12 protein-coding genes are annotated in these 15,518 nt (G+C 61.7%); 4 read left to right on the top strand and 8 right to left on the bottom strand.

Going from position 1 to position 15,518, the window contains the following annotated elements; all coding sequences use genetic code 11:
• Position 1: 1 nt before the first annotated feature.
• A complete protein-coding gene (mfd, locus tag QM694_RS02275; protein ID WP_415005330.1) occupies positions 2 to 3,481 on the bottom strand; it encodes a transcription-repair coupling factor in 3,480 nt (1,159 codons plus the stop codon).
• On the bottom strand, positions 3,478 to 3,741 hold the full coding sequence (locus QM694_RS02270) for a succinate dehydrogenase assembly factor 2 (RefSeq protein ID WP_415005329.1): 264 nt from the start codon (positions 3,739 to 3,741) through the stop codon (positions 3,478 to 3,480). Before QM694_RS02270 ends, mfd begins: the two co-directional genes overlap by 4 nt.
• A gap of 60 nt (positions 3,742 to 3,801) precedes the next feature.
• Between QM694_RS02270 and recG the strand changes: the two genes are divergently transcribed.
• On the top strand, positions 3,802 to 5,916 hold the full coding sequence (gene recG, locus QM694_RS02265) for an ATP-dependent DNA helicase RecG (protein ID WP_415005328.1): 2,115 nt from the start codon (positions 3,802 to 3,804) through the stop codon (positions 5,914 to 5,916).
• On the opposite strand, the gene QM694_RS02260 is transcribed toward recG, so the two are convergent.
• On the bottom strand, positions 5,903 to 6,652 hold the full coding sequence (locus QM694_RS02260) for a DUF502 domain-containing protein (RefSeq protein WP_415005327.1): 750 nt from the start codon (positions 6,650 to 6,652) through the stop codon (positions 5,903 to 5,905). The genes recG and QM694_RS02260 overlap by 14 nt on opposite strands.
• A 51-nt stretch (positions 6,653 to 6,703) precedes the next feature.
• On the opposite strand from QM694_RS02260, the gene QM694_RS02255 reads away from it, so the two are divergent.
• A complete protein-coding gene (locus tag QM694_RS02255; RefSeq protein WP_415005326.1) occupies positions 6,704 to 7,108 on the top strand; it encodes a YbaN family protein in 405 nt (134 codons plus the stop codon).
• Here QM694_RS02255 and QM694_RS02250 read toward each other — a convergent pair.
• Entirely contained in the window at positions 7,086 to 8,003 is a 918-nt protein-coding gene (locus QM694_RS02250; protein WP_415005325.1) for a tetratricopeptide repeat protein, read from the bottom strand. The genes QM694_RS02255 and QM694_RS02250 overlap by 23 nt on opposite strands.
• 433 nt (positions 8,004 to 8,436) lie before the next feature.
• On the opposite strand from QM694_RS02250, the gene QM694_RS02245 reads away from it, so the two are divergent.
• Positions 8,437 to 10,860 carry an FAD-dependent oxidoreductase gene (locus QM694_RS02245; protein ID WP_415005324.1) on the top strand — a complete coding sequence of 808 codons (2,424 nt, stop codon included), beginning with the start codon at positions 8,437 to 8,439 and terminating at the stop codon, positions 10,858 to 10,860.
• Positions 10,861 to 10,892: 32 nt separating this feature from the next.
• Positions 10,893 to 11,801 (top strand): DMT family transporter, encoded by a 909-nt coding sequence (locus tag QM694_RS02240; RefSeq protein WP_415005323.1) that lies wholly within the window; start codon positions 10,893 to 10,895, stop codon positions 11,799 to 11,801.
• A 34-nt stretch (positions 11,802 to 11,835) separates the two neighbouring features.
• Here QM694_RS02240 and QM694_RS02235 read toward each other — a convergent pair whose 3' ends face one another.
• The 4 genes from QM694_RS02235 to tatC form a co-directional block, all read right to left on the bottom strand.
• The gene (locus QM694_RS02235; RefSeq protein ID WP_415005322.1) at positions 11,836 to 12,570 is read right to left on the bottom strand and encodes a hypothetical protein; all 735 of its coding nucleotides are present in this window, start codon (positions 12,568 to 12,570) and stop codon (positions 11,836 to 11,838) included.
• A 73-nt stretch (positions 12,571 to 12,643) separates the two neighbouring features.
• Positions 12,644 to 13,405, bottom strand: a complete 762-nt coding sequence (surE, locus tag QM694_RS02230) for a 5'/3'-nucleotidase SurE (RefSeq protein ID WP_415005321.1) — start codon at positions 13,403 to 13,405, stop codon at positions 12,644 to 12,646.
• Positions 13,405 to 14,685, bottom strand: a complete 1,281-nt coding sequence (gene serS / locus QM694_RS02225; RefSeq protein WP_415005320.1) for a serine--tRNA ligase — start codon at positions 14,683 to 14,685, stop codon at positions 13,405 to 13,407. The genes surE and serS overlap by 1 nt, the downstream gene beginning before the upstream one ends.
• A gap of 57 nt (positions 14,686 to 14,742) precedes the next feature.
• The gene (gene tatC / locus QM694_RS02220; RefSeq protein WP_415005319.1) at positions 14,743 to 15,513 is read right to left on the bottom strand and encodes a twin-arginine translocase subunit TatC; all 771 of its coding nucleotides are present in this window, start codon (positions 15,511 to 15,513) and stop codon (positions 14,743 to 14,745) included.
• Between the last annotated feature and the right edge of the window lie 5 nt (positions 15,514 to 15,518).

Raw genomic sequence — 15,518 nt, 5'->3', positions numbered from 1 at the left:
TTTACGCCGCCAGTTTCACCAGCGTTTGCATGAGCTGCCGGGTGCCTTTGAGGCGATCTTCGGGCTTGTCCCAATTGCGCATCAAAACGAGCTTCATGTCATTGCCGCGCAGCTTGGCGAGATTGCCCTGCGAGGTGATCCATTGCACGAGCTTGGGCGGATTGGGGAAAGCATCGCCGCGGAAGCCGATGACGGCGCCCTTGGGACCGGCATCCACGCTCGCCACATTGGCGGTGCGGCACATGAGCTTGATGGCCACCACTTCGAGGAGATGCCGCACCTCTTCCGGCACCCGACCAAAGCGGTCGTGCAGTTCCGCCGCGAATCCGTCGATGGCGGTCTGGTCGGCGAGATCAGCGAGGCGGCGGTAAAGCCCGAGGCGCACCTGCAGGTCCTCCACATAGCTTTCGGGGATCAGCACGGATGCGCCAGTGTTGATCTGCGGCGACCATGTGCCTTCAGCCTCCATCGGCTCGCCGCCGGTGCGGAGTTTCGAGACGGCTTCTTCCAGCATGGTCTGATAAAGTTCGTAGCCTACTTCCTTGATGTTGCCCGACTGCTCCTCACCCAGCAGATTGCCGGAGCCGCGCAAATCCAGATCATGGCTGGCCAGCGTGAAGCCGGCGCCCAGTGAATCGAGGGATTGCAGAACCTTCAGGCGCTTGTCCGCCGCTTCGGTCAGCGCGCGGTTGGCGGGGGTCGTGAACAGCGCATAGGCGCGCTGCTTCGAGCGGCCCACGCGGCCGCGCAGCTGATAGAGCTGCGCCAGGCCGAACATATCAGCGCGGTGGATGATCAGCGTGTTGGCGGTTGAAATATCGAGGCCCGATTCCACGATGGTGGTGGAGAGCAGCACGTCGAAGGCGCGGTCATAGAAGCCGGACATGATGTCCTCAAGCTCCGTCGGCGCCATGCGGCCATGGGCGGCGCGGAACTTCACCTCCGGCACATTCTCGCGCAGGAAGGCGGCGATCTCATCGAGATCGGAAATGCGCGGCACCACATAAAAACTTTGCCCGCCGCGGAAATGCTCACGCAGCAGGCTTTCGCGGATGATAACGGGATCGAAGGGCGAGATATAGGTGCGCACCGCCAGCCGGTCGAGCGGCGGCGTGGTGATGAGCGAGAGTTCGCGCACGCCCGACAGCGCCAGTTGCAGGGTGCGCGGAATGGGCGTGGCGGTGAGAGTCAGCACATGGATGCCGGTCTTCATCTCCTTCAGGCGTTCCTTGTGCTTCACGCCGAAGTGCTGTTCCTCGTCGATGATGAGAAGGCCCAGGTCGCGGAACTTCACGCTCTCGGCCAGCAGCGCATGAGTGCCGACGACGATGTCGATATCGCCTTTCGCGAGCCCCTCCTTCACATTCTCGATCTCCTTGCGGCCAACAAGGCGCGAGGCCTGTGCGATGTTGAGTGGGAGGCCCTTGAACCGCGCCTGGAAGGTGGCGAAGTGCTGGCGCGACAGAAGTGTCGTGGGCACCACAACGGCCACCTGCTTGCCGTTCATTGCCGCCACGAAGGCCGAGCGCAGCGCCACTTCCGTCTTGCCGAAGCCCACGTCGCCGCACACGAGACGGTCCATCGGGCGGCCCTTTTGCATATCGTCCAGCACGGCTTCGATGGAGGTCAGCTGGTCCTCGGTTTCCTCATAAGGGAAGCGGGCGCAGAACTCGTCATAAGCGCCTTCGGGCGGCGGCAGGATGTCGCCATGTCTCAGCTCGCGCGCCGCCGCCGTCTTGATGAGCTGCTCCGCCATTTCGCGGATGCGCTCCTTGAGCTTGGCCTTCTTGGCCTGCCAGGCGCCGCCGCCCAGCTTGTCGAGATTGGCGCCCTGCTCATCGGCGCCATAGCGCGACAGGAGTTCGATGTTCTCGACGGGCAGGAACAGCCGGTCATTGCCAGCATACATGATGAACAGGCAATCATGCGGCGCGCCCTGCACCTCGATGGTTTTCAGGCCCTCGAAGCGGCCGATGCCATGGTCCACATGCACGACGAGATCGCCGGGCGAAAGGGCGGAAAGCTCTGAAATGAAATCCGACGCTTTCTTGGTCTTGCGGCCCTTGCGCACCAGCCGGTCGCCGAGAATATCCTGCTCGGAGATGACGGCGAGATCGGAGGTCTCAAACCCCTCTTCCAGCCCGAGCACGGCCAGCGCCAGGATGGATGTGTCCCAGCCCTTCAGCTCCTGCCAGCTTTGCGCCGCTGCCATGGGCACAACCTCATGGTCCTTGAGGATGGTCTGCAGGCGCTCGCGCGAGCCTTCCGTCCATGAGGCGATGACGGTGCGTTTGCGGCCCGCGCGCAAGGCTTCGGTGTGCGCCTTCACCGCTTCATAGACATTGCCGCCCGCTTCAGCGCGCTCCGCCGCGAAACTCCTGCCACGCTTGCCGCCAAAGGAAACGGCGGACGAGTCCGGGCTTTCGAAAGGCGAAAGCGCCAGCGTTGTATGATCGGCAAGCTGGCTGCGCCACTCGGTGTCCGTGAGGTAGAGCGCATCAGGCTTCAGCGGCTTGTAGGGTGCGGCGCCAAAGCTTTGCTTGTCCAGCGCCTCGCGGCGGGCATCATAAAACTCGGCAATCTGCTCCTGCCTCGCCGTGACAGCCTCGTCCGTTTCGTGATCGAGGCTGATCGCGCAATCCGGCACGTAGTCGAACAGCGTTTCCAGATGATCGTGGAACAGCGGCAACCAATGTTCCTGCCCCTGATAGCGGCGGCCATTGGTGACGCTTTCATAAAGCGGATCGTGAATGTCGAGACCGCCAAAGGCTTCCGCATAGCCTTTGCGGAAGCGGCCGATCAATTCATCGTTCAGCAGCACTTCGTTGGCGGGGTTGAGCGCGAAGGACTTGAGCGTGGCGAGCGAGCGCTGCGACTGCGCATCAAAGCTGCGGATCGATTCCAGCGTGTCGCCGAAGAAATCGAGGCGCACGGGATTTTCAGCGCCTGGCGGAAAGATGTCGATGATGCCGCCCCTGACCGCGAAGTCGCCAGGATCCACCACCGTTCCGGTGCGCGAGAAACCGTTATGCGCGAGGAAGGCCAGCAGCTTTTCGCTTTCCACCCGGTTGCCGGGCGCTGCGGTGAAGGTTGCACCAGAGATCACCGTCTTGGCCACCACGCGCTGCAGCACGGCGTTCACCGTGGTGAGAACGATCAACGGCTTCGTGACGCCGCGCGCCAGCCTCGCCAGCGTGGCCAGCCGCCGCGCCACCAGTTCGGCATTGGGGGAAACGCGGTCATAGGGCAGACAATCCCAGGCCGGAAACCGCACCACCTCGATGCCGGGATTGAAGAAGGCGAGCTGGTCGGCCAGAACCGCAAGGCGCTGGTCATCGAGCGCCACATGCAGCAGCGCGCGCGGCGCGATCGCCTTCGCCAGTTCCGGCAACAGCATCGCATCCAGCCCCTGCGGCACACCGCCCGCCTGAATGCGGCCTGGCGTACCAAGGCGCGGTTTCACTTTGGCAAGATCGATCATGGGCGGAATGCGAGAATGGCGGAGAGCATGGCGCTCTGATGTTGAGGGGGCGTTTCTTCCTGTTGAGTCGCCCAGGCCAGCATCTGCTGATCGGGAAGCGCGATGATCGCCTCAAGCTGGTCGAGATCGCCTGAGCTCATCGCGTTGATATGGGCAATGGCATAGCCTCCCACAAGAATATCCATCTCGCGGATGCCACGATGGGTCGCGCGCCAGAGCAGGCGCTTGCGGCGTGTCTCGATGGTCTCGGATTGGGGCATGAGCGAGTGATTTGCCCCATCCCATCTTGCGCCGCAACCCATTCTCCTGAAAATGGCGCCATGCGTCCGCCCCTCCTCAACCCGCTATTCGCCAGCGCCCGATCCATCAAAGGAATCGGCGACAAGCTGGACAAGACGCTTGGGCTTTTCCTTCGCCCTGCGGCGGCGGAAGGCGATGGCGCGCGGGTGGTGGACCTTTTGTTCCATTTGCCGTCAGGACTTGTGGATCGGCGATTTCGCCCGAAGATCGCCGATCTGCCCTTGAGCGGCATCGTGACCGTCGAAGTAACGGTTGGACGCCACAGGCCCCCGCCGCCGCACAACAAGCGCCTGCCCTATCGGGTGGAGGTGCATGATGACACCGGCACGCTCACATTGGTCTATTTCCACGCCTATGCGGACAGTCTGAAGCGTATGTTGCCGGAGGGCGAACGGCGCTTCATTTCGGGAAGCGTCGAATGGTTCAACGGCCAGCCGCAGATGCCACATCCCGACTATGCGGTGAGCGCTGATGAATTTGAAAAACTGCCGCTGCTCGAGCCGGTCTATCCTCTGACCGAAGGCGTTTCCGGGAAAATCCTGGCGCGCGCCATCCGCGCGGCACTGGACACGCTGCCGGCGCTGCCGGATTGGCAGGATGCGGCGCTGGCGCGGCGGGAAAACTGGGCGGATTTCGCCACGGCCTTGCGCGGCCTGCATGTGCCGCAAGAAATCGTTGCGGCGGACGCGCCCTCACCCGCGCGGCGCAGGCTCGCCTATGACGAGTTGCTGGCCAACCAGCTTGCCCTCACGCTGGTGCGGTCACACATGAAACGCGCGGCGGGGCGGGCCTTGCGCGGCAGCGGCGCTCTCCGTGAGAAGATCGTGAAGGCGCTGCCCTACAGCCTCACCTCAGCGCAACAGCAGGCGCTGGCCGATATCCTGCGTGACATGGCGGCGCCCGACCGGATGCTTAGATTGCTGCAAGGCGATGTGGGATCGGGCAAGACCGTCGTGGCGCTGCTGGCGCTCGCCACCGCTGCTGAAAGCGGCGTGCAAGGGGCGCTTATGGTGCCGACGGAAATTCTTGCCCGCCAGCACTTTGCAACGCTGTCGCGCTTCTGCGCCGATGCCGGGATCACGGTTGATCTTCTGACGGGCCGCGAGAAAGGCCGCGCGCGCGAAGACGTTCTGGAGCGGCTCGCGAGCGGGAAAACGCAGATCCTCATTGGCACCCATGCCCTGTTTCAGGAGGGCGTCATGTTTCACGACCTCGGCCTGGTGGTGATCGACGAACAGCACCGCTTCGGCGTACACCAGCGCCTTGCCCTGCAGGCCAAAGCCGGAGCGGCGACTGATCTTCTGGTGATGACGGCCACGCCCATTCCGCGCACGCTGGCGCTCACGCTGTATGGCGACATGGAGGTTTCAAAGCTCACCGAAAAGCCGGCGGGACGGCTGCCCATCGACACGCGCGTGTTGCCCATGACGCGGATGGATGAGGTCATCGCGGGCCTCTCGCGTTCGATCTCGCAGGGCAACCGCGCCTATTGGGTTTGCCCGCTGGTGGAAGAGAGCGAGGTTGTCGATCTCGCGGCGGCCGAAGACCGCCTTACCGCGCTAGCCGCGCATTTTCCCAGACAGGTTGGCCTTGTGCACGGCCGCATGAAGGGACCGGAAAAAGACCGCGTGATGGCCGATTTCAAATCGGGCGCGCTGTCGCTTCTCGTCTCAACCACGGTCATCGAAGTAGGCGTCGATGTGCCGGAAGCCAATGTGATGGTGATCGAGAATGCCGAGCGCTTCGGCCTGGCGCAGCTTCACCAATTGCGCGGCCGCGTGGGGCGCGGCTCGGCCAAATCCACCTGCCTCCTGCTCTATCAGGAACCGCTTGGGGAAACGGCGAAGGCGCGACTCTCCATCATGCGCGATACCGATGATGGCTTCCTGATCGCCGAGGAGGATCTGCGATTGCGCGGTGCTGGTGAATTGCTGGGCACAAGGCAAGCCGGCGTTCCGCTGTTCCGCATCGCCGATCTGGCGCTGGATGGCGATCTGCTGGCCATGGCGCGGGATAATGCGGGCCTCATCCTTGCGCGCGATCCCGATCTTCAATCATCCCGTGGCGAGGCTTTACGTGTGCTGCTCTATCTCTTCGAGCGCAACGAGGCCGTGCGGCTGCTCACGGCTGGTTGACCTTCTTTCGCCGGCTACGCGGCTTTTTCGGCGCGACGATGGCCATTGCGTCCTCTACGGCGGGCGGCACCGGTTGTTCCGGGAACACCAGACCCATGGAGATCACCAGCTTCAAACCGTCTTCGACACTCATGTCGAGAATCTGCACATCCTTCTTATCAACGAAGAAGACGTAGCCGGAGGTGGGGTTCGGCGTGGTGGACACGTAGATTGCATACATCTCGCGGCCCGCCCTCAGCCCGATTTGACCGCCATCCACTTCACGAGAGACAAAGGCAATCGACCAGGCATCGCGGCGCGGCCATTCGACGAGGCAGACATAGCGGAAGGAGGCGCCCTGCTCCGAAAAGATGGTCTGGAAAATCTGCTTCGAGCCCTTGTAGATCGAGCGCACAACGGGCGTCCGGTCGAGCAGCTTGTCCCACAGGCCGATCACCGTGCGGCCTACGAGATTGCGGGCCAGCGCACCGATCAGCGTAATGGCTACGAGCGTGAGGACGAGACCGACGCCCGGAACCTTGATCGGCAAATAGGTATCGGGCGTATAGCGCAACGGCAGAAGCGGCTTTACCCAGCTGTCGAAGAAGGTGATGAACCACACCGTTGCCCACACCGTGATGGCGATGGGGGCGGTAATCACAAGCCCGGTGAAGAAATAGGTGCGGAGCTTGGCCAGCACCGGCGCTTGCGCCTTCAGCGGGGCCGGCTGGCCGTCTTTCGGGAGTTTCCTTGCCATCTCCTGCGTTTGATTGCATCAACGCCGTCGCATGGCAAGCATTGAGCTGAAATGACCCGCCAAACCTTCGCCCGCTACGTTTTTCTGATGCTGGGGTGGTTCTGCCTGACGCTGGGCCTGCTGGGCCTTTTCGTCCCACTGTTTCCTACCACCATTCTCGTGCTGGTTGCCGTCTGGGCCTTTTCGCGCTCATCACCCGAGATGGAAGAGCGCCTGCGCAACAACCGCTTTATCGGCAAGACCGTGCAGGATTGGCAGGACGCCGGGGTGATTCCGCCTTTGGGCAAGCTGACTGCCATCGTCATGTTCGGGGCCATGCTGGGCTATGCGCATTTCTTCGCGCATGCACCCTGGTGGCTGGAATCTGCCCTTGGCGCGTTGGCGCTGGCGGCGATTGCCTTTGTCGTCACGCGGCCGGGTAAAAGACCAGAGCCTATTGATCGCCCTGATCGCTGACGGGCATCGAATGGCCGCCAATGGGATATTGCTCATCCCAGACACGGGCGCGCGCTTCGGCTTCCAGCCTGGCTTCTTCCGGGGTTGAAGCCTCAATCTGCTGCAGTCGGTTGAAGATTTCCGGGTTTTCATCCTGGCGGGCGGATTGGGCGGCGAGGATGTACCACATGAGCGCGCGCGTCGAGTCGATCCGCACGAACTTGCCCTGCAGATAGAGTTCACCCAGAAAAGCTTCTGACTGCGGGTTGCGCTTCCGCGCTGCGGCGATCAGCCATTTGAGTCCCTGCTGGGGATTCGGCCGCATGCCCTCGCCCTTGATGTTCATTACCCCCAGCGCATATTGCGCCGCCGGATGGCCATAGGTGATGGCGATCTTGAGATAGGTCTGTGCTGCGGCCGGCGCGTTCTGTGGAATGCCAGCGGAGGCTGCGCCGGTGCGTTGATAATCCGCAATCTGCACCATGGCATCAACGGTGATGCGGAGGCGGGTCAGATCGGTTTCGTCGGGATCGTAATGATCTGCGACGCGGGAATAATAGGAATAGGCCGTTGCATCGTCGCGCGGAACGCCACGGCCCAGCCGGTACATATGGCCGAGATACCAGTCGGCGACGAAGTTGCCATCATCCGAGCACTTGCGGAAATACTTCAGCGCCTTGTCGTAATTAGCTTTATTATAAGCCTTTTTCGCCGTTTTGAAATCATCTGTCCAGAACGGGATATTGATGTCCGGCAGCTTGATATCGGGAGCGGCGGGAAGATAGGAATAGAACTCGCCGAGAAAACCCGGATCATCGGGGGTGCCGTCCGCCGCCACCGCAGGCGTCAAAGCGCAAATGATGACAGCACAGAGCGTGGCAAGAGCGATCAGCCCCCGCCGCGCTTTCCAGCTCATTACACTGAGCCCGCTGCCTTCACTCCAACACACGGCCGTTCAATCCTCCCGGATGCGCTGCCGCATCCCCGCGATGGCATTGCCACCAGCGTTTTCCAATGTCCCCTGGATCACGGGCCGCATGCCGGACGGCGCAACCCTCATCCCCTCAACTGTTGAAGGCTATTGACCAATTTTGGCGGATGAAAGGATCAATATGGCAGCCATTTGGGCAGCGTACACAAATCGACACTCTGTTGCGGGAAAGACACAATGACTATGCCCGTTCATCGGCCGAAAGTGATTTCTCTGACCAGCATCATGCCGCTGGATCCAGACTGCGCAGCGATTCCCTGGCTGGTGAATGTGGTTCACCGTCCATGGCGGATTTGGGCCTGCGCTTCTGCGATTGAGATGATACATAGCCCGCACAGGTGAATTTCCGGAGACAATGATGAAATCGCATGCGCGGGTGGTGATCGTGGGCGGCGGCGTGATGGGCGTGGGGCTGCTCTATCACCTGGCGCTAGAAGGGTGGACAGACATCGCCCTCATCGAAAAGGGCGAACTCACCTCCGGCTCCACCTGGCACGCGGCGGGCCAATGCCCGCATTTCAATGGCTCCCTCAACATGACCAAGGTGCATGTCTATGGCACCGAGCTTTATCCCAAGCTGGAGAAGCTGACCGGCCAGGCGGTGTCATGGCATGGCTGCGGCGGCTTGCGCCTTGCCGTGACCGACGAGGAAGTGAACTGGCTGAAATACGTCCATGGCATCTCGAAACTGGCGGGCTACGAGGGTGAGATCATCGGGCCTTCCGAGATCAAGCAATATCACCCTTATCTCGAAACCTTTGGCATCAAGGCCGCCTTCCGCACCGTGACGGACGGCCATGTCGCCCCGGCAGACATCACCAACGCCATGGCGGCGGGCGCGCGCCAGCTGGGGGCCGAAATCTACCGCCGCAACCGCGTGACGGACATCAAGCTGCTGCCCAATGGCGAATGGCGCGTGTTCACCGAACAGGGCCACATTGACTGTGAGCATGTGGTGAACAGCGCAGGCAGCTATTGCGATGTGGTGGGAAGCTGGACGGGCCACAATGTGCCCATCGCCAACATGCTGCATCAATACATCATCACCGAACCGCTGCAGGAGCTGATCGACCTGAAGCTGGAGCTGCCGGTGGTGCGCGACCCCTACTCCCACGCCTATCTGCGCGAAGAAACCAATGGCGTGCTGATCGGACCTTATGAGACTGCCACCGCCCACACCTGCTGGGACGGACAGCCGCCGCGCTGGGACTATGAGTCAGAACTCGAACCCAATGAACTTGAGCGCATCATGCCGTGGCTTGAAAAAGCCACCGAACGGCTGCCGCTGTTCGGCAAGGCCGGCATCAAGTCAATCATTTCAGGCGCCATCACCCACACGCCGGACGGCGTCTATCTTTCCGGCCCGGCGCATGGGCCCAAAAACTATTGGATGCATTGCGGCGCCTCGATCGGCATCTGCCAGGGCGGCGGTGCGGGCAAATATCTGGCGCAATGGATGGTGCACGGCCAGGCCGAGATCAATATGCGCGAGTTCGATCCGCGCCGTTTCGGCAACTGGGCCACGAAGGACTATACGTCCGATGTGTCGGTCGCTGACTATCACCACATGTATTATTGCTACAAGCCCGCCGAGCAGCACGAAGTTGGGCGAGGCCTGCGCAAATCCTCGCTCTATGACAAGCTCAAGGCGGAGGGCGCGCAGTTCTCGCAGATTTTCGGCTGGGAGCGCCCGCGCTGGTACGACAAGAGCGGCAAGGGCGAGGCCTATTCGTTCCGCCGCTCCAACTGGTGGGAAGCGGTGCGCGGCGAGGCGCTGGCGGTGCGCGAGCGCGTGGGGCTGATGGATCTTTCCACCTTCTCCAAATATGAGGTGAAGGGCAAAGACGCCTACGCCTTCCTTGAACGGATCTGTGCCAACAAGATTCCTGCCAAGGATGGCGGCATTATCCTGGGCCACCTTCTCAACCCTAACGGATTCATCGAAAGCGAAATCACCGTCACCCGGCTTGGCCCCGAGCATTTCTACGTGCTCTCGGCAGCGGTCGCGGAATTGCATGACCTTGACCAGTTGAACTGGCGGAAGCTCCCTTCAGAGTCCGTTGCCATCACCGATGTCACGGATGATTTCGGCGTGCTGGTTCTAGCGGGGCCCCGCGCGCGCGACGTGCTGGCGCAATGCACGTCAACCGATCTTTCCAATTCAGCGTTCCGTTGGCTCACCGCCAAGGAGGCGACCGTGGCGGGCGTTACGGGCGTGCGGCTGTTGCGTGTGAATTATGTGGGCGAGCTGGGCTGGGAAGTGCATGTGCCGATGGCAGAGATGCCAAAGGTTTATGATGCGCTGATGGCGGCCGGAAAGCCTCACGGCATCCGGCTGTTCGGCACCTATGCAATGAACTCGCTCCGCATGGAGAAGGCCTATCGCGGTTGGGGTTCCGAACTCACCACCGAGATCGACATGTTCGAAGCCTCGATGGAACGCTTCATCCGCCTCGACAAGCCGGATTTTATCGGCAAGGCGGCCAGCCTTTCCATGAAGCAGCGCGGGCCACGGATGAAGCTTGTCTACATGGAAGTGGCCAACACCGATTCCGATTGCATGGGCAATGAGCCGGTCTATCAGGGCGGCAAGATCATGGGTCTCACCACCTCGGGCGGCTTTGGCCATGCGGTGAACAAGTCGCTGGCCTTTGCCTATGTGGATCCGAAGCTCGCGGATGTGGGCACCGAATTCGAGGTGCTGGTGTTCGATGAGCGGCGGAAGGCGAAGATCATCCCCGAGTCGATCTGGGATGCGGAGAACGCGCGGCTCAAGGCATAGAAATCACAGGCGATTCACGCTAAGCGCGTGCCATGATCAAAAATCAGGCACGCTCCGCCAATCCCCTGCTCGGCATCGGCCTCATGCTGTCGGCCATGGCGCTGCTGCCGTTTCTGGATGTGGTGGCAAAGCATCTGGGCAACATGGGCATGCCGGTGCTGCAGATCGTCTGGGCCCGCATGATGTTTGGCGCCATCCTCACCCTGCCCTTCGCCTGGCGGGCGGGCGGCGCCAAGGCGCTGATCCCAAGCATTCCCCTCTATCATCTGGTGCGCGCCGCATTCCTGATGGCGGCCACCGGGTTTTTCTTCTGGGCGCTGAAATACCAGTCCATCGCCGATACGCTGGCGGTGTTTTTCGTGCAGCCGCTCATCGTCACCATGCTTTCACCTTGGGCGCTGGGCGAAAAAGTGGGGCCGCGCCGCTGGGCGGCCGTGGCGGTGGGGTTCATCGGGACGCTGATCATCATCCGGCCGGGGTTCGCCACCATCAATCCCGGCATGCTGATGGGCCTCGGTGCGGGGTGCTCGCTTGCCATCTACATGATCATGACGCGGCGCATTTCCGGCCGCGCCCATGCCATGGTGACGACGTTCCACACCAGCCTTGCCGGCGCGCTGATTGCGACGGCGCTTGTTCCACTGGACTGGACCACGCCCACGGCGACGCAATGGGCGCTTTTTCCCCTTCTCGCCATCATCGCGGCGGTGGGACACTATCTCATCGTGCGCGCCTATGATTTCGCCGAGGCATCGCTGCTGGCGCCGCTTGCCTATACGGAAATCATCATGGCAACCCTTCTGGGCTGGCTGTTCTTCAATGATTTTCCCGATGGCTGGACCTTCGCGGGCGTGGGCGTTCTCATTGCCTCGGCGATCTATATTTCATTCCGCGAACGCGCCAACAACATCCCGCCGCCGACGGAATTCGAGCAGCCGTAGCGGCAGCACCCGAAGATGCTGCCGCTTGTCACGTTCAATTGCCGAGAAGGCCCGCCGCGCAGACTTTCGCTTTCGTCTTGATCGTCGGGATGGCGCGGTAGAAAAGTTCGATCCGGTCAATACCGCGCTGCTTGCCGGCCAGATCGATGGCCCGCGTCTGACCGCCCGGCGGAATGACCTGCCGGACAGGCAACTGGTCGCGCTGGCCGTTGCCATAGACGACATTCACGTTGAGGAACTCGACAGCCGTTCCCGAAACCGACAGCTTGATCGCCCTGTAAGCGCCATCCCGACGGCCAACCGGGATGATGTCACGGTCGACAAGAAACCCAACGGACTTACAGCCCAAGTCCGCCCAGGCGGGCGGTGGGGGCGGAGGCGGAGCATCGGCAATGTCGCCCATCACGTTAAAGCGCGTCGGCCCGTGGGCACGGTAGAGCACGGTCACCTGCTTCACCTGCCTCGGCTGGCCGCCCAAGGGGATGGCGCGGGACGTGCTGTTACCTTTAAAAATGGACCGCACCGGCACATCCACCGATTGCCCATTGCCATAAGTCACCGTGACGTTGCCGACTTCGAGATCAGCACCCTTCACATCGAAGCGCAGGGCGTCGAGTGGGCCGACCCCTTGCGGAATGACAACCACGCTGCGCTGCCATGGATCGTCAAACGTCACAGACCCGATCAGCCGCCAGTTCTCGCGCGCCATGGCGCTGCCCGAGAGCAGCACCAGCGCAAGCGCAGCCGTTGCGAAGACTTGTCTTTTCATCGCGATCTCCTCCCCCGTAATGATTCGCCTAAATCTAACACAGCGGCAACAAACCGGCAGGAGTGTGACGGCGCTATTTGGCGAGCAGAACCTGGCGCACGGCATCCATGGCGGCAACCTGGGTCAAGTCCATGTGCAGGGGCGTCACCGAAATGCGCTTGTTGAAGGCGGCCCACAGATCGGTGCCGATGGCCGGGTTGCCGCGCTCGCGCTTGAAGCCCAGCCAATAATAGTTGCGGCCGCGCGCATCAACGCGCTCATCCACCGTCAAAAGATTCTGGTCGCGCTTGCCCTGCCGCGTCACCTCGACGCCCTGCAATTCATCGGGGCGGCAATCGGGGAAGTTCACGTTCATCAGGACGCCAGGCCCGAAATCCATGCCGACGAGTTTCTTCACGACGCCCGCGCCATAGTGCTCTGCCACCGCGAAGCTGAAGCCATTGTTATGGATGCCCGTCACCTGCGACAGCGCAATCGACTTGAATCCAAGACCCGTTCCCTCCATCGCCGCCGCGATGGTGCCGGAATAGGTCACGTCATCGGCGATGTTCTGGCCGTGGTTCACGCCTGACAGCACAAGATCGGGATCGCCGGGAAGAATCTTACGCGCCGCCATGACAACACAATCCGTTGGCGTGCCTGCCACCTCATAGCGGCGTTTCTCGATCTCGCGGTAGCGCAGCGGATCAGCGAGCGACAGGGAGTGCCCTGCCCCGGAATTTTCTTCCGCCGGCGCCACGATCCACACATCATCTGAAATCTCGCGGGCAATTTTCTCAAGTACCACAAGGCCCGGCGCGTGAATGCCGTCGTCGTTCGTTACCAGAATGCGCATCAGGGCCTCGTGACCTTGTCTTTTCCGCCCATATAGGGGCGCAGGGCTTCGGGAATGGTGACGCTGCCGTCGCCGTTTTGATAGTTCTCCAGCACCGCGATCAGCGTGCGGCCTACCGCAAGGCCAGAACCGTTCAGCGTGTGCACATAACGCGTGCCCTTGCCATCGGCAGGCTTGTAGCGTGCCTCCATGCGGCGGGCCTGAAAATCTCCGCACACGGAGCAAGACGAGATTTCCCGATAGGCGTTTTGCCCCGGCAGCCACACTTCGAGATCATAGGTCATGCGGCTGCCGAAGCCCATGTCGCCGGTGCACAGGCGCATCACGCGATAGGGCAAGCCCAGAGCCTTGAGCACGCTTTCGGCGCAGCCCGTCATGCGCTCAAGCTCATCGCGTGACTGTTCGGGCGTGGTGATCGACACCATCTCGACCTTGGAAAACTGGTGCTGGCGGATCATGCCGCGCGTGTCACGGCCAGCCGCCCCCGCTTCGGCGCGGAAGCACGGCGTATAGGCCGTAAGCCGCATCGGCAGGTCTTTTTCCTCCACGGTCTTCTCGCGCATCAAATTGGTGAGCGAGACTTCCGCCGTGGGGATCAGCCAGCGGCCATCGATGGTGCGAAACAGGTCTTCGGCGAATTTCGGCAGTTGCCCGGTGCCGAACATGCTGGCGTCATTCACCATATAGGGCACGTAATGCTCGGTATAGCCGTTGGCGCCGGTCTGCAGGTCGAGCATGAACTGCGCCAGGGCACGCTCCAGCCGCGCAAGCTGGCCTTTCATCACCACGAAGCGCGCGCCGGAAATTTTCGCCGCCGTGTCGAAATCCATCTGGCCCAGCCATTCGCCAATGTCGAAATGCTGGCGCGGCTCGAACGCGAATGTTGGCGGCGTGCCCCAGCGGCGCATTTCCACATTGCCGGTTTCGTCCTTGCCATCCGGCACATCCTCAAGCGGCAGGTTGGGGATCACCACCAGCGCGTCCGTCAGGCGGGCGGTCAAGTCGCGCTCTACCTGCTCGCCAGATCCAATGAAATCCTTGAGGCTTGCAACCTCGCCTTTCAGCGTTTCGGCGCGCGCCTTGTCGCCCGCCTTCATCGCATCGCCAATCTCCTTGGAGAGCGTGTTGCGGCGGCTTTGCGCCTCCTGCAATTTCTGGAGATGGTCGCGGCGCTCGCTGTCGAGGCGCAGCAGTTCATCGGCCAGCGGCGCCAGGCCGCGGCGCGCCAGCCCCTGGTCGAACGCGGCGGGATTGTCGCGGATGGCTTTGATATCGTGCATGAAGGTGATTCCCGGATTGGCCCCTCTATAGGGGTTCGGGCCGAAACAGCAAGGCCGTCAGGCTTCGAGGTCCTTGGCGTCGCTGGCCCTCTTGCGGCGGGATTCAAGGAAGCGCACGGACTGCACGGAAAGCTCGTAAAGCGCCATCAGCGGCACCGCCATGGCGATCTGCGAAATGGGATCGGGGGGCGTCAGAACAGCCGCCACGATGAACACGCCCACCACCGCGAATTTGCGGCCCTTCTTCAGCGTCTCGTAGCTGACGACGCCGATCTGGCCCAAAAGCGTCAGGATCACCGGAAGCTGGAAGCACAGGCCAAAGGCCAGCATCAGCATCATCACGAAATCCAGATAGGCCTTAACGTCCGGCAGAAGCTCGATGTTGAGGTCGGACACCAGCGAATAGAAGAACTTGATCGCCACCGGCAGCAGGAAGAAATAAACGAGGCAGGCACCCAGCAGGAAAAACACCGGCGTGGCGATGAGATAGGGCAGAAACGCGTTGCGCTCGTGCTTGTACAGGCCCGGCGCCACGAAGCGGTAGATCTGCGTGGCGATCAGCGGAAAGCCGATGAACAACCCGCCAAAAAAAGCGATCTTCAGCTTGACGATGAAGAAGCCCAGAAGCTCGGTCGAAATCAGCTTGGGATCGACGCCCGTCCCCCATTTGAAGGGGTAGATCAGGAGTTCGAAGATGCGCGTTGAAAAATAAAAGGAAAACGCGAACGCGAGAGCAAATCCCACGACACACCAGATCAGCCGCTTGCGCAGTTCGATCAGATGCTCGATCAGTGGGGCTTCGCTATTGTCGATGTCTTCCTTGGTCATTGCGT

Source organism: Aestuariivirga sp. (assembly GCF_047602625.1).
In the GTDB taxonomy this organism is placed as follows: Bacteria; Pseudomonadota; Alphaproteobacteria; order Rhizobiales; family Aestuariivirgaceae; genus Aestuariivirga.
The sequence above is the reverse complement of the archived record's forward strand: the minus strand, read 5'-3'. Positions and strand labels throughout refer to the sequence as shown.

Excerpts from the sequence above, each read along its gene's own strand:
- mfd (WP_415005330.1), bottom strand. The coding sequence starts at position 3,481 with ATGATCGATCTTGCCAAAGTGAAACCGCGCCTTGGTACGCCAGGCCGC.
- QM694_RS02270 (WP_415005329.1), bottom strand. The coding sequence starts at position 3,741 with ATGCCCCAATCCGAGACCATCGAGACACGCCGCAAGCGCCTGCTCTGG.
- recG (WP_415005328.1), top strand. The coding sequence starts at position 3,802 with ATGCGTCCGCCCCTCCTCAACCCGCTATTCGCCAGCGCCCGATCCATC.
- QM694_RS02260 (WP_415005327.1), bottom strand. The coding sequence starts at position 6,652 with ATGGCAAGGAAACTCCCGAAAGACGGCCAGCCGGCCCCGCTGAAGGCG.
- QM694_RS02255 (WP_415005326.1), top strand. The coding sequence starts at position 6,704 with ATGACCCGCCAAACCTTCGCCCGCTACGTTTTTCTGATGCTGGGGTGG.
- QM694_RS02250 (WP_415005325.1), bottom strand. The coding sequence starts at position 8,003 with ATGAGCTGGAAAGCGCGGCGGGGGCTGATCGCTCTTGCCACGCTCTGT.
- QM694_RS02245 (WP_415005324.1), top strand. The coding sequence starts at position 8,437 with ATGAAATCGCATGCGCGGGTGGTGATCGTGGGCGGCGGCGTGATGGGC.
- QM694_RS02240 (WP_415005323.1), top strand. The coding sequence starts at position 10,893 with ATGATCAAAAATCAGGCACGCTCCGCCAATCCCCTGCTCGGCATCGGC.
- QM694_RS02235 (WP_415005322.1), bottom strand. The coding sequence starts at position 12,570 with ATGAAAAGACAAGTCTTCGCAACGGCTGCGCTTGCGCTGGTGCTGCTC.
- surE (WP_415005321.1), bottom strand. The coding sequence starts at position 13,405 with ATGCGCATTCTGGTAACGAACGACGACGGCATTCACGCGCCGGGCCTT.
- serS (WP_415005320.1), bottom strand. The coding sequence starts at position 14,685 with ATGCACGATATCAAAGCCATCCGCGACAATCCCGCCGCGTTCGACCAG.
- tatC (WP_415005319.1), bottom strand. The coding sequence starts at position 15,513 with ATGACCAAGGAAGACATCGACAATAGCGAAGCCCCACTGATCGAGCAT.